The organism is Burkholderia sp. Nafp2/4-1b (genome assembly GCF_003635165.1).
GTDB lineage: Bacteria > Pseudomonadota > Gammaproteobacteria > Burkholderiales > Burkholderiaceae > Burkholderia.
On record NZ_ML058624.1, the window covers coordinates 149,216 to 162,696 of the forward strand.

General features: G+C 69.6%; 9 protein-coding genes and 2 riboswitches. Of the genes, 5 read left to right on the forward strand and 4 right to left on the reverse strand.

Annotation, left to right across the window (positions count from 1 at the left end):
* Positions 1 to 54: 54 nt before the first annotated feature.
* The 4 genes from C7H84_RS30635 to C7H84_RS30650 are packed head-to-tail and all read right to left on the reverse strand — an operon-like array spanning position 55 to position 7,138.
* Positions 55 to 1,143, reverse strand: coding sequence for an ATP-binding protein (locus C7H84_RS30635; protein ID WP_121862306.1), 1,089 nt, complete (start codon positions 1,141 to 1,143; stop codon positions 55 to 57).
* Positions 1,140 to 4,958 carry a cobaltochelatase subunit CobN gene (gene cobN, locus C7H84_RS30640; protein ID WP_121862307.1) on the reverse strand — a complete coding sequence of 1,273 codons (3,819 nt, stop codon included), beginning with the start codon at positions 4,956 to 4,958 and terminating at the stop codon, positions 1,140 to 1,142. Before cobN ends, C7H84_RS30635 begins: the two co-directional genes overlap by 4 nt.
* 6 nt (positions 4,959 to 4,964) lie before the next feature.
* The gene (gene cobW / locus C7H84_RS30645; RefSeq protein WP_121862308.1) at positions 4,965 to 6,053 is read right to left on the reverse strand and encodes a cobalamin biosynthesis protein CobW; all 1,089 of its coding nucleotides are present in this window, start codon (positions 6,051 to 6,053) and stop codon (positions 4,965 to 4,967) included.
* A 26-nt stretch (positions 6,054 to 6,079) separates the two neighbouring features.
* Positions 6,080 to 7,138 (reverse strand): HoxN/HupN/NixA family nickel/cobalt transporter, encoded by a 1,059-nt coding sequence (locus C7H84_RS30650; RefSeq protein ID WP_121862309.1) that lies wholly within the window; start codon positions 7,136 to 7,138, stop codon positions 6,080 to 6,082.
* Between the two features lie 193 nt (positions 7,139 to 7,331).
* Positions 7,332 to 7,595: riboswitch (cobalamin riboswitch) on the reverse strand.
* Between the two features lie 187 nt (positions 7,596 to 7,782).
* Here C7H84_RS30650 and C7H84_RS30655 point away from each other — a divergent pair.
* The 5 genes from C7H84_RS30655 to C7H84_RS30675 all read left to right on the forward strand — a co-directional run bounded on the left by C7H84_RS30655 (position 7,783) and on the right by C7H84_RS30675 (position 13,441).
* Entirely contained in the window at positions 7,783 to 9,885 is a 2,103-nt protein-coding gene (locus C7H84_RS30655) for a TonB-dependent siderophore receptor (RefSeq protein WP_276208420.1), read from the forward strand.
* 70 nt (positions 9,886 to 9,955) lie between these two features.
* Positions 9,956 to 10,191: riboswitch (cobalamin riboswitch) on the forward strand.
* A 109-nt stretch (positions 10,192 to 10,300) separates the two neighbouring features.
* Positions 10,301 to 11,110 (forward strand): uroporphyrinogen-III C-methyltransferase, encoded by an 810-nt coding sequence (gene cobA / locus C7H84_RS30660; RefSeq protein WP_205611478.1) that lies wholly within the window; start codon positions 10,301 to 10,303, stop codon positions 11,108 to 11,110.
* Positions 11,107 to 11,484: a cobalamin biosynthesis protein gene (locus C7H84_RS30665; RefSeq protein WP_121862311.1), complete on the forward strand. Its 378-nt coding sequence runs from the start codon at positions 11,107 to 11,109 to the stop codon at positions 11,482 to 11,484. The genes cobA and C7H84_RS30665 overlap by 4 nt, the downstream gene beginning before the upstream one ends.
* Before the next feature lie 40 nt (positions 11,485 to 11,524).
* Complete coding sequence (cobO, locus tag C7H84_RS30670) at positions 11,525 to 12,127, forward strand: cob(I)yrinic acid a,c-diamide adenosyltransferase (protein WP_121862312.1); 603 nt, start codon at positions 11,525 to 11,527, stop codon at positions 12,125 to 12,127.
* Between the two features lie 3 nt (positions 12,128 to 12,130).
* Positions 12,131 to 13,441, forward strand: a complete 1,311-nt coding sequence (locus tag C7H84_RS30675) for a cobyrinate a,c-diamide synthase (RefSeq protein WP_121862313.1) — start codon at positions 12,131 to 12,133, stop codon at positions 13,439 to 13,441.
* Positions 13,442 to 13,481: the final 40 nt, after the last annotated feature.

The window sequence follows — 13,481 nt, forward strand, 5'->3', positions numbered from 1 at the left end:
CTGATTGCCATCGAGGACCGCGAACGGCGTTCGCGGCGGCGTCGGCTCGATGGCTCAGCGTTTTTTTAGCGGCAGCGGTACCACGCCTTTCACATCGTGCCGCCCGGCCGGCTCGGGCGGCAGGTAGCCCCAGTCGGCTTGCGATGACGTTGCATCGTTGCGAGCCGCACGCGCTTGATCGTCGGGCCGCGAGCGCGGGTCCGGCGCGGAACGTTCGTCACGGTTGCCGCCGCCGTCTTCATCCGCCTGCGACGCGCGCGACGGCGGCGACGACCCCGCATGACGCCGATGCCGCAGCACCGCGTCGGCCACGCGTTCGACATGCGACACCGTCACCGCGCCGGCCTGCTCCAGCGCCGCGAGCGCACGCGCGGCGCGCAGCATCACGAGATCGGCGCGCAACCCGTCGACGGCCGCTTCGATGCACAGCGCGCTGACCCGCGCGTGAACCGCATCGTCGAAATCGAGCGCCGACAGCCGCGCCCGCGCCGCGTGAATCCGCTCGCCGAGCTCGCACTGTGCGGCCGCGTGACGCGCACGAAACGCGTGCGGATCGAGATCGAACGCGAGCCGCGCCTTCACGATCCGTTCGCGTTGCGCGGCATCGAAGCAGTTCTCCAGTTCGACCATCAACCCGAAACGGTCGAGCAATTGTGGGCGCAGTTCGCCTTCCTCGGGATTCATCGTGCCGACCAGCACGAAGCGCGCGTCGTGCGCGTGCGATACGCCATCGCGTTCGACCACGTTCACGCCGCTCGCGGCGACGTCGAGCAGCGTATCGACGAGCCCGTCGGCGAGCAGGTTCACCTCGTCGACGTACAGCACACCGCGATGTGCGCGCGCAAGCAGCCCCGGCCGGAAGCGCACGCCGCTCTCGGCGAGCGCATGCGCAAGATCGAGCGTGCCCGTGACCTGCTCGTCGCTCGCCGACAGCGGCAGCGTGACGAATTCGCCTTCGGGCAGCAATTCCGCGAGCGCGCGTGCGGCAGTCGATTTCGCGGTGCCGCGCGGGCCGCTGACGAGCACGCCGCCGAGCGACGGGTCGATCGCCGCGAGCAGCAGCGCCTGCTGCAGCGGTTGCTGCGCGACCAGCGCCGCGAACGGGAATACCGCGCGCGTGCGATGCGTTGTCGGATCGGTCATCGCCGTCCTCCTTCCTGGAGTTGTTCGCTGTCGAGCCAGACCGCTTCGATCCGCTCGCGATAGTCGCCCGGCTGCTGCCACAGCCCGCGCTGCATCGCTTCGACGAAGCGTTCGCAGATGCCGTGCAGCGCCTTCGGGTTGTGGCGTTCGAGGAACGCGCGGGTGTCGTCGTCGAACAGGTACGCGTCGGCGACGAGCGCGTACTGGTGGTCCGACAGCACGCGCGCGGTCGCGTCATAGCCGTACAGGTAGTCGACGGTCGCAGCCATTTCGGCCGCGCCCTTGTAGCCGTGACGCTTCACGCCGTCGAGCCATTTCGGGTTGACGACGCGCGAGCGGATCACGCGCGCGATTTCCTCGCGCAGCGTACGCATCTTCGGCGCGGCCGGATTCGCGTGGTCGCCGTGGTAGATGCTCGGCTGCTGCCCGGACAGGTGGCGCACGGCCGCCGTCATCCCGCCCTGGAACTGGTAGTAGTCGTTCGAGTCGAGGATGTCGTGTTCGCGGCTGTCCTGGTTCTGCACGACGACGTCGATCGTCGCGAGCCGCTCGCCGAACACGTCGGGCGCCGCGTCGCCCGCGCTGTTCTGCGCGTATGCGTGGCCGCCCCACTGACGGTACGCGTCGGCGAAATCGGCGTCGGTCTGCCAGCGGCGCTGGTCGATCAGGTCCTGCAGGCCCGCGCCGTAGCTGCCCGGCCGCGCGCCGAACACGCGCCAGCCGGCGCGGCGCCGCGCTTCGTCGGGTGCCACGCCCTGCTCGATCCATTTCGTGCGTTCGCGCTCGATGCGTGCCCGGATCGGGTTCAGTTCCTCGGGCTCGTCGAGTGCGGCCACCGCCTGCACCGCCGCGTCGAACAGGTGCATCAGGTTCGGGAACGCGTCGCGGAAGAAGCCCGACACGCGCAGCGTCACGTCGATGCGCGGCCGGTCGAAAATCTCGATCGGCAGGATCTCGAAGTCGGTCACGCGGTGGCTGCCGTGCGCCCATTTCGGCCGCACGCCGAGCAGCGCGAACGCCTGCGCGATATCGTCGCCGCCGGTGCGCATCGTCGCCGTTCCCCACACCGACAGGCCGATCGCGCGCGGATAGTCGCCGTGGTCCTGCAGATGACGCTCGATCAGCTGCTGCGCGGATTTCAGCCCGAGCGTCCACGCGGCCTGCGTCGGCACCGCGCGCGTGTCGACCGAATAGAAGTTGCGGCCGGTCGGCAGCACGTCGGGCCGGCCGCGCGACGGCGAACCGCTCGGCCCCGGCGGCACGAAGCAGCCGTCGAGCCCGCGCAGCAGTTGGCGCATTTCTTCGGTGCCGCACGCGTCGAGCGCGGGCATCAGCGTCGAACGCACGCGTTCGATGACCGCGAGCGTGTGCGGCCATTCGCCTGGCGGCGCCGCGCCGGCGCCGACATCGGCGAAAGCGCGGCCGTCGGATGCACACAGCCCGTCGAGCCACTGCTGCGCGAGCCGTTCGAGCCGCTCGCGCGTGTCGCCCGCATGACGCCACGGCGACGCGTCGAGCGCCTGCAGCACGGCCGGTCGCGGCCCTGTCCACGGCGCGGCCCAGTCGGCCGCGAGCGGATCGAACGCGTCGCCGAGCGCGAGATCGCGCGCGAGCGCCGCGATCAGCCCCGCGCGTTCGCCCTTGCCGTCGCCGACCGGAAAGCGTGCGAGCGCGAGCAGCGTATCGCGCCGCTGGCGCTCGGCCGGCGACGCGCCGAACACGTGCAGCCCGTCGCGAATCTGCGCTTCCTTCAGTTCGCACAGCCACGCGTCGACGCGCGTCAGCAGCGCATCCTCGTCGCCCGCATCGCGCGGCGGGGACACGCTCAATTCATCATGCAGACGATGCTCGGCGATCGTCGCGAGAATCGTCTTGCGCAGCAGCTTCGCGCGCCGCGCATCGACCATCAACGCTTCGTAGTACTCGTCGACCTGCCGCTCGAGATCCTGCAGCGGCCCGTAGTTCTCCGCACGCGTGAGCGGCGGCATCAGGTGATCGATGATCACCGCCTGCGCGCGGCGCTTCGCCTGGCTGCCCTCGCCCGGATCGTTGACGATGAACGGATACAGGTGCGGCAGCGGCCCGAGCGTCAGGTCGGGCCAGCACGCATCGGACAGCGCGACGCTCTTGCCCGGCAGCCATTCGAGGTTGCCGTGCTTGCCGAGATGGATGACCGCGTCGATGCCGAACGCATCGCGCAGCCAGAAATAGAACGCGAGGTACGCATGCGGCGGCACGAGGTCCGCGTCGTGGTAGCTCGCATAGTCGTTGTCATCGCGCGAGCGCGACGGCTGGATGCCGACGAACACGTTGCCCGCGCGCCACCCGGCGATCGTGAAGCGCCCGTGGCGCAGCGTCGGGTCCGCTTCGGGCGGGCCCCAGCGTGCGTTCAGCGCGTCGCGCACGGCTGCCGGCAGCCGCGCGAAATGCGCGACGTAGTTGGCCAGCGCGAAGCTCTGGAACGCGGGGCGCAGCGCGCGCACGGCCGGATCGTTGGTCACGCCTTCGGTGAGCCGCGCGATCAGCGCGTCGCCGTCGGCCGGCAGGTCGGCCACTGCATAGCCTGCGTCGCGCAGCGCCGCGAGCACGCGCAGCGCGGACGCCGGCGTGTCGAGCCCGACGCCGTTGCCGATCCGCCCCTCGCTTTGCGGATAGTTCGCGAGGATCAGCGCGATGCGCTTGTCGCCGTTGTCGAGCGTGCGCAGCCGGCACCAGCCGCGTGCGAGCGCCGCGACGAACGCGATCCGCTCGGCGTCCGGCTGATAGCGCACGACGTCGACTTCGGTGTGCGGACAACGATACGCGAGCCCCTTGAAGCTCACCGCACGCGTGACGATGCGCCCGTCGACTTCGGGCAGCGCGATGTGCATGGCAATGTCGCGCGCGTGCAGCCCCTGGTTGTCGGCCAGCCACGCGTCGCGGTGGCCGCCCGACAGGATCACCTGCAGCACCGGCGCGTCGCCGGCGAGCACGTCGGGCTCGGGGCTGTCGATCGCGCCGGCCGCGAACGCCGTGGTGTTCAGCACGAGCGCGACGCGGTGCGTGTCGCACAGCTGCGTGATGACCTCGCGGCTCACCGTATCCTTCAGCGACGTGACCGCGATCGGCAGCGGATTGAGCCCTTCGTGCACGAGCGCGTCGGCCAGCGCATCGAACACGGCGGTATTCGCCGCCTGCCAGTGGGCGCGATAGAACAGGATCGCGACGACGGGCGCGCCGGGCGTCCAGCGTGCGTGCCAGTCGTCGACGCTCGCCGGGTCGCGCGCCGGGTGATACAGCGCCGCGGCCGGCAGCGGGCGCGGCGGCTCGGGTTCGTCACCGAAACCGAGCGTATGGAACGCAATGCTGCGCAGCAGCGCTTCGGCGTTGTGCATCCCGCCTTCGCGCAGGTAGCGCCACCACAGCCGGCACAGCTCGGGCGCGACCGTGCTCTTCGCGACGAGGTTCGGGTCTTCCTGCAGGTCGCCCGAGAACATCGCGAGCTGCTGCCGGCGTTTCGACGCGAGCGACACGGCCTGTTCGATCCCGTACGGCCAGTATGCTTCGCCGCCGAGATGATCGATCACGACCGTCTTCGCGTGGCGCAGCACGTCGTCGACGTAGAAATCGACCGACGCCGGCTGCCGCAGGAACGTGACGTTCGCGAGCCGTACGCTCGGGAAACCGGCCGGCAGTTTCGGCACGACGCTGGCGAGCAGCGACAGCGTCGTGTCGGCCGAGCTCAGGATCACGATGTCGGCCGGTTGCTGGTCGATCCGGACGACGCCCTGCGTATCGTCGACGAAGCCGCCCGGCGTGGTGCGCAGCAGATGCATCGTGCGTTACGCCTGCTGCGTTTGTGCGGCACACGCGGCGTCGAACGCGTGCTGCAGCGCGGCCGCGTCGAGATCCTCGCCGATCAGCACGAAACGGCTCGCGCGCGTTTCGCCGTCCTGCCAGCGACGGTCGAAATAGCTGTCGAAACGGCGGCCGACGCCCTGGATCACGAGCCGCATCGGCGCATCGGGCAGCGCCGCGAAGCCTTTCGCGCGGTAGATCGTATGCGTCTCGACCACGTGTTGCAGCGCGGCGATCGTCGCGTCGCGCGAACCCGCGTCGCCCGCCACCACCACCGAATCGAAATCGGCGTGATGGTGATCGTGGTCGCCGCCGTCGGCCGAGCCGTGATGGTCGTGACGCAGGTGGATCGTTTCCTCCGACGCCGATTCGAGCCCGAGCAGCATCGCAACATCGAGTTCGCCGCGCGTCGCGCGCACGATCTTCACCTGCGGCGGGATTTCCTCGCGGATCGCGGCTTCGACGTCGGCGAACTGCGCGTCGCCGACGAGGTCGGCCTTGTTCACGATCACGAGATCGGCCGACGACAACTGGTCGGCGAACAACTCGTGCAGCGGCGATTCGTGGTCGAGGTTCGGATCGGCGCGGCGCTGCGCGTCGACGGCCTGCGGGTTCTCCGCGAACTGGCCGCTCGCGGCGGCCGGCCCGTCGACGACGGTCACGACCGCATCGACCGTGAAGCTGTTGCGGATCGTCGGCCAGTTGAATGCCTGCACGAGCGGCTTCGGCAGCGCGAGGCCCGACGTCTCGATCAGCACGTGATCGATGTCGGCACGGCGCTCGACGAGCGCTTCCATCACCGGATAGAACTCCTCCTGCACGGTGCAGCACAGGCAGCCGTTCGCGAGTTCGTACAGCTGGCCGGCCGCTTCGTCCGGTGCGCCGTCCGCATCGTCGCAGCCGATGCCGCAGCCCTTGAGGATTTCGCCGTCGATGCCGAGCTCGCCGAATTCGTTGACGATCACCGCGATGCGGCGGCCTTGCGCGTGCTGCAGGATATGGCGCATCAGCGTGGTCTTGCCGCTGCCGAGAAATCCCGTGACGATCGTGACGGGAAGCTTGCGTAGGGTCATGGTGGGTCCTGTGGCGAATGAGGGGGTCAGGCCGAGAGCGTCACGTCGATCTCGTCGTAGCGTTTGACGCGGTAGATCGCGGCCGACACGATCCAGCACGCGAGGAACAGGCCGATCACGACGTAGCCGAGCATCCCGAAATGCGACGCGACCATCGTCGAGAAGTCCCACACGGGGCCCTGCAGCGACAGCTTGTCCGCGAGCAGCGCGAGCACCTCGATGCCGCCGATCAGCGCGGCGACCAGCACCGACACGAACGTGATCGTCATGTTGTAGTAGATCTTGCGGATCGGCCGCACGTACGCCCAGCGGTACGCGCCCATCATCAGGATGCCGTCGGTCGTGTCGACGAGCGTCATGCCCGCGGTGAACAGCACCGGCAGCACCATCACCGACCAGAACGACAGGCCGCCCTGCACCTGCGTGGCCGAAATGCCGAACAGCGCGATTTCGGTCGCGGTATCGAAGCCGAAGCCGAACAGGAAGCCGACCGGATACAGGTGCCAGCTGCGCGACACGAGCCGGAACAGCGGGCGGAACAGGCGTGCGAGCACGCCGCGCTGGTTCATCAGCATGTCGAGATCGGCATCGACGATCGCCTCGCCGCGACGGGCCGCGCGAAACGTCCGGTACACGGAGATCAGGATCAGCAGGTTCGCGGCCGCGAGCACCAGCAGGAAGAACGCCGACACGCTCGTGCTGATCACGCCGCCCCAGGTCTTCATGCTCTCGAAGCGCGCGAGCGATGCCGCGGTCAGCGCAACCGCGACCGACATCACGATCACCACCGTCGAATGGCCGAGCGAGAAGAACAGGCCCGCGCCGAGCGGGCTGCGGCCTTCCTGCATCAGCTTGCGCGTGACGTTGTCGATCGCGGCGATATGGTCGGCGTCGACCGCGTGGCGCAGCCCGAACACGTACGCGAGCAGCGCGGTGCCCAGCAGCACGGGCTGGTCGCGAAATGCGACGAAGGCCCAGATCCACGCGCCGACGTTGAAGGCGGCGAGCAAGGAATAGATCGCGACGATTTTGCCGCGCAGCCCGGACGGGCTGTCGTTGAACAGGCGGAAGAACGAGTCGAGCATGATGCTCCTTTGCGAACGGTCGACATGATGAATGCCAACACGGCTGCCGCGTGCCCTGCCCGCGCCGCCTGCCGCTCGTCGCACCGGCCCGCGCATCGCGCATACGCGCGGCGGACGGATCGGCGGAGGAAGCGGAAAACGTTCGGGCGTCGGGCGTACTGCGGCCGTGGACGATGCGCCGCCTCCCCGCGGCGCTGAACCCCAACGTTGTGGCCGGTATCCGGGCTGACGAACACGCCGCTTCGCCTTCCCGGATGCGCGGCATCCAGTGGCGGTCGTCCGCATGCGGCAGGCATGCGGCGAAGCGGCGCTGCGTCGCGCTGCGCGCGACACGTTCGCTTACCGTTGCGGGGGCAGCACAGGTTGGCTCGACTGCGGTGCAGTCAGGCTCCCTGTTTCCCGTTTAACTGCGCACGCCGGAGCAGCGCGCGCGAGCACCAAAACGCGTGCGAGTGTAGGCGGCGGTGCCGGGAGCGTCAAGGCGGCCCGCAGATGGCAAACGCGAATGATTGTCGTTTTCAACTGATCGAGATAAACTTTGCTCGACAAGAAAACCGCAGCGACGCAATGGCAAAGCGAGGCAGTCATTCAGTGATCCTTAAATCTTCATGTCAAAACCGCAGATATCCGGATGGGGTTTTCCTTTGCTGGCCCTTTCGCTGGGCTCGATTGCCGGCGTTGCGCCATGGCCTGTGGCGGCGGCCGAGTTCGACGACGAACTGCCCGCGCTCGAGGTGCGCAGCCGCCGTCATCCGTACGATCCGCGTCCCGACAGCGTGAGCACGGCGACCCGCACCGCCAGCGACCCGCGTGACGTACCGCAAACCGTCGACAGCGTCTCGGTCGACGAAGCGCTGTCCTATGGCGGTCGCACGCTTGCCGATGCGCTGGCCGGCGTGCCGGGCTTGTCGAACACGTCGGATACGCGCTTCGATTCGTTCCGCATTCGCGGTTTTTCCGGCGCGGGCGACCTGCTGCTCGACGGTATGCGCGACGATGCGCAATACGTGCGCAGCCTCGGCAACATCGAGCGCATCGAAGTGCTGAAGGGGCCGGCCGCAGCGCTGTACGGGCGCGGCAGCGGCGGCGGCGTCATCAACCGGATCACCAAGCAGCCGTTGCCCGAAAACTTCGGAAATGTCTCGGCCGCAACCGGCAGCGACGGACGTCTCGGCGCATCGGTCGATCTCAACCGGATGCTGTCCGGCGCATGGAGCATGCGGCTCAACGCCGGGCGTGAACACGCACGCAGCTTCCGCGACCATGTCGACGGCACGCGCCAGTACGTCGCGCCTTCGATCAAATGGCAGGACGCGCGACGAAGCTGGCTGCTGCAGTTCGAATACGACGCATACACGCGCGTGCCCGATCGCGGCATGCCCGCGCCGGTCACCGCGGCCGACTCGACCGGCAAGCCGGTCGCGTTCTCGCTGCCGTCCGCGTCGCGGACCACCTTCTTCGGTGCGGCGGGCCAGGACACCCTCCGCGACGCGAACCTGAACTGGCGCTCGGTCTTCACCCACGCGCTCGGCGGCGACTGGCGGGTGCGGCATACGCTGGGCGTGCTGAATTTGCACAGCACGTTCGACAATACCTACGTCACGCAGAGCTACGTCGCGAAACCGCGCGACTACCGGTACGTGCCGCGTGCGCGCTACCTGCAGGACATGACGCATCTCAATGTGCAGACCGGCGTCGAATTGAGCGGCAAGCTCACGACCGGGCCGGGATTGCACGACCTGCTGTTCGGCATCGAATACGGCTGGCAACGGCGCGCGCCGAAGCTCCTGCAGGCGGGCGCGGCACCGGTGCCGATTACCGGACCGGACGGTGTCGTCCCTGCCGGCTCGGCGCCCCGCCCATTCGCGATGAACCGCCATCGTGTCAGCGACTATGCGGTCTTCGCGCAGGACCGGATCGAGCTCGGGCGATCGTGGAAGCTCCTCGGCGGCCTGCGCTGGGAACGCTTCGACGTCGATTCCAGCAACCTTCTGGACGACCTGCGTTCGCGACGCACGACGACTGCGTGGGGCCCGCGGCTCGGCGTCGTGTGGTCGCCGGTCGCCGCGCACAGCCTGTATGCGTCATACAGCAAGAACTTCGCGCCGGTCGGCGGCGACCTGATCGGCATCACGCCGAACGCGCGCGGCAATACCAACGATCTCGGCCCGCAATACACGCGCCAATACGAGGTCGGCGTGAAAAGCGACTGGCGTGGCGGCGCACTCAGCACGACCGTCGCGCTGTTCCAGCTCGACCTTTACAACCGCCGCATCGCCGATCCGATCCGGCCAGGATTTTTCGACCTGACCGGCCTCGAGCGTAATCGCGGACTGGAACTGAGCGTCGCCGGCCGGCTCGCGGGCGACTGGTTCGTGCGCGGCGGCATCGGATGGCAGCACGCGCGGGTGGTCGATGCCGAGCCGAAGTACGCGGGCAAGCGGCCGGCGGGCGTGTCGCCGTCGAACGGCAGCCTGTTCGTCGGCCACGCGCCGCTGCTCGGATTTTTCGCGGAACTCGGGCTGATTTACGAAGGTGCGCGTTACGCCGAGCGCGACAACCTGCTCAAGTTGCCCGGTTACGTACGCTGGGACGGCAAGGCCGGATACCGGACACGCGACCTCGAAGTGACGCTGGCGGCCGTCAACCTCACCGATCGCGACTATTACGCGAGCGCGACGAGCGCGGCGCAGATCATGCCGGGTTCGCCGCGGACGTTCACGCTGACGGCGGCATACAAGTTCTGATCTCGCCGGCTGACGCGCCGGCCCCGCGCAGCCGGTGCGCCGGGCGGCTTGTGGCGTGCACGCCTGTGCTATCGTATGCGCCGCGTTCGGTGCTCGCATGCGCATTCCGTGCATGCAGTTAAACGGGAAACAGGAGGCGGACGTCCGCCCGGCCTGTGCTGTCCCCGCAACGGTACGCCGCCCGCGCGCCGCGATTCCCCCGCCCGCGCCCAGGCCGCCCGCGATGCCACTGCCCTTCAGCGGGCGGGAAGGCTGCGGCCTGGCAAGCGGCCAGCCCGGATACCGGCCGACGCAAGGGGCGAGCGCACTGCTCGCCGAACGCCCGATCCGCGGGGGACGGATGGGGTGCGCATTCCGCTCGCGCTCGCGCGGGCTTCGCCCGATCCGTCATGCATTGCCTGTCCGCCGGCCGCCGATGTGCCGCTCGCTGTCCCCTTTCCACCGCTACGACACGGTGCGCGCCGTGCCGCGTGCGATGAGCCGCGCATGGCTCGTCGGCGCCGGCCCCGGCGACGCCGATCTGCTGACGCTGAAGGCCGTGCGCGCGATCGCCGCGGCCGACGTGCTGCTCGTCGACGATCTCGTGAACCCCGAGGTATTGCGCCATGCGCGCGCCGACGCACGCATCGAGCACGTCGGCAAGCGCGGCGGTCATGTGTCGACGCCGCAGGAAACGATCGTCGCCGCGATGCTCGCGCACTTGCGCGCGGGCCGCAGCGTCGCGCGGCTCAAGGGCGGCGATCCGTTCGTGTTCGGCCGCGGCGGCGAGGAACTGCTCGCGCTCGGCGCGGCGGGCTTCCCGGTCGAGGTCGTGAACGGCATCACGGCAGGCATCGCCGCGCCGGCCGCGCTCGGCATTCCGGTCACGCATCGCGGCGACGCGCAGGGCGTGATCTTCGTCACGGGCCACGGCGCCGGCGCCGACGAGCCCGACTGGCACGCGCTCGCCGCGACGCGGATGACGATCGTGATCTACATGGGCATTCGCCGCCTCGACGCGATCGCAGCCGCGCTGCGCGACGGCGGCCTGGCCGGCGACACGCCGTGCGCGGCGATCGAGAACGCGACGCGCGACGGGCAGCGGCACGTGCTTGCGACGCTCGATACGGTCGTCGAACGCGTGGCCGCGACCGGCATCGGTTCGCCCGCGATCGTCGTGATCGGCCGCGTCGCGGCGCTTGCCGACGATCCGGCGGTGCGCGCGGCGCTCGGCGGCCGCGGATGATGCGCGTCGCGCTCGGCGTCGGCTTCCGCGCGGGCGTGACGGCCGTGCAACTCGATGCCGCGATACGCGCGGCGCTCGCGCACTACCCGGACGCCGAGCCGGCCGTCGTCGCGACACTCGCCGACAAGGCACGGGCCCGGCCGCTGCGCGCGCTGTGCGCGCGGCGCGGCTGGCCGCTCGTCGCGTTCGACACGGCACGGCTCGCGCAGTACGCCGGACCGGCATTGAGCGGGCCGTCGGCCGCGGCACTCGAGCGTTTCGGCGTCGCGGGCGTGGCCGAGCCGTGCGCGCAGCTCGCGGCGCCCGGTGGCCGGCTGCTCGGCCCCAAATCCATCCTGGGCGGCGTGACGGTCGCGCTCGCCGGCCCGCTGTGAACCCTTTTCCTTTGTTTCGCTTTCGACAGGACGACTCCCGATGAAGACCGATGCCGAATCCCATCAGCGGATGACCGAACGCCGCCGCGCCGGTCATGAAAAGAAGCAGGCCGCCGCCACGCAGGAAAAGGGCCTGCTGATCGTCAACACCGGCAACGGCAAGGGCAAGAGCACGGCAGCGTTCGGCATGGCCGTGCGCGTGCTCGGCCACGGCATGCGGCTCGGCGTCGTGCAGTTCATCAAGGGCGCGCTGCATACGTCCGAGCGCGACTTCCTCGGCGCGGTCGCGCAATGCGACTTCGTGACGATGGGCGACGGCTATACGTGGAACACGCAGAACCGCGACGCCGACATCGCGACGGCCCGCAAGGGCTGGGACGAGGCGCGCCGGATGATCGAAAGCGGCGAGTACCGGATGGTGATCCTCGATGAGCTGAACACCGTGCTGAAGTACGAATACCTGCCGCTCGACGAAGTGCTCGCGACGCTCGCCGCACGGCCGGCTTCCGTGCACGTCGTCGTCACCGGGCGGCATGCGCCCGACGCGCTGATCGATGCGGCCGACCTCGTCACGGAAATGCGGCTCGTCAAGCATCCGTACAAGGAGCAAGGCGTGAAGGCGCAGCGCGGCGTGGAGTTCTGACCGATGCCGGCCTGCCCCGCGCTGTTCGTCAGCGCGCCCGCGTCCGGCCAGGGCAAGACCTCGGTGACGGCCGGCCTCGCGCGGCTGCATCGGCGGCTCGGCCGGCGCGTGCGCGTGTTCAAGACCGGGCCGGATTTTCTCGATCCGATGCTGCTCGAACGCGCGAGCGGCGCGCCCGTGCATGCGCTCGACCTCGGGATGGTCGGTGAAGCCGGCTGCCGCGCGCTGCTTGCGGACGCCGCGCGCGACGCGGACCTGATCCTGATCGAAGGCGTGATGGGACTGTTCGACGGCACGCCGAGCAGCGCCGATCTCGCGGCGGCGTTCGGCGTGCCGGTCGTCGCGGTGATTTCCGCGAAGGCGATGGCGCAGACGTTCGCGGCGATCGCTTTCGGGCTCGCGCGGTTCCGGCCCGAGGTGCCGTTTTACGGCGTGCTGGCGAACCGCGTCGGCTCGCCGCGGCATGCGGAACTGCTGCGGCAGGCGCTGCCCGACGACCTGCGCTGGCTCGGGCACGTGCCGGCCGACGCGGGCATCGCGCTGCCGGAGCGCCATCTCGGGCTGCACCAGCCGGCTGACATCGACGATCTCGATGCGCGGCTCGAACGTGCGGCCGACGTGCTCGCGCAGACGGCGCTCGTCGAATTGCCGCCCGCCGTCGCGTTCGTCGAACCGGACGTTGCGGCCCCGCTGCCGCGCGCGCTCGCCGGCAAGCGGATCGCGATCGCGCGCGATGCGGCGTTCTCGTTCATCTATCCGGCCAATCTCGCGCTGCTCGACGCGCTCGGTGCGGAACTGCGGTTCTTCTCGCCGCTGGCCGACGAACCCGTGCCCGACGCTTGCGATGCGCTGTTCCTGCCGGGCGGCTATCCGGAGCTGCATGCGGCGACGCTCGCGGCGAATGCCGTGACCGCGCGGACGATCCACGCGCACGCGGCGGCCGGCCGGTCGATCGTCGCGGAATGCGGGGGGATGGTGTATCTGTGCGAGTCGCTGACCGACGTGGATGGCGTGACGAGACCGATGCTCGGGCTGCTGCCGGGCCAGGCGACGATGCAGCGCCGGTTCGCGGCGCTCGGGATGCAGCAACTGGAGACGCGCACCGGACCGATGCGCGGCCACACGTTTCACTATTCGCGGCTCGACACGCCGCTCGAGCCGGTGGCGAGTGCTGCGCGGCCCGATGGCGAGCCCGGCAGTGGCGAAGCCGTGTATCGCTCCGGCGCGATCGTCGCGACGTACATGCACATGTACTGGCCGTCGAATCCGGATGCGGCGGTGGCGTTGTTCGGTGGGGATGTGTTCGAGACATGAGCGGCGAGCGTGCGGAGCGGCCGGCCTTCGACGGTACGAC

Bases quoted from the DNA above. Each gene is read 5' to 3' on its own strand.
- C7H84_RS30635 (WP_121862306.1), bottom strand. From the start codon at position 1,143: ATGACCGATCCGACAACGCATCGCACGCGCGCGGTATTCCCGTTCGCG.
- cobN (WP_121862307.1), bottom strand. From the start codon at position 4,958: ATGCATCTGCTGCGCACCACGCCGGGCGGCTTCGTCGACGATACGCAG.
- cobW (WP_121862308.1), bottom strand. From the start codon at position 6,053: ATGACCCTACGCAAGCTTCCCGTCACGATCGTCACGGGATTTCTCGGC.
- C7H84_RS30650 (WP_121862309.1), bottom strand. From the start codon at position 7,138: ATGCTCGACTCGTTCTTCCGCCTGTTCAACGACAGCCCGTCCGGGCTG.
- cobA (WP_205611478.1), top strand. From the start codon at position 10,301: ATGTGCCGCTCGCTGTCCCCTTTCCACCGCTACGACACGGTGCGCGCC.
- C7H84_RS30665 (WP_121862311.1), top strand. From the start codon at position 11,107: ATGATGCGCGTCGCGCTCGGCGTCGGCTTCCGCGCGGGCGTGACGGCC.
- cobO (WP_121862312.1), top strand. From the start codon at position 11,525: ATGAAGACCGATGCCGAATCCCATCAGCGGATGACCGAACGCCGCCGC.
- C7H84_RS30675 (WP_121862313.1), top strand. From the start codon at position 12,131: ATGCCGGCCTGCCCCGCGCTGTTCGTCAGCGCGCCCGCGTCCGGCCAG.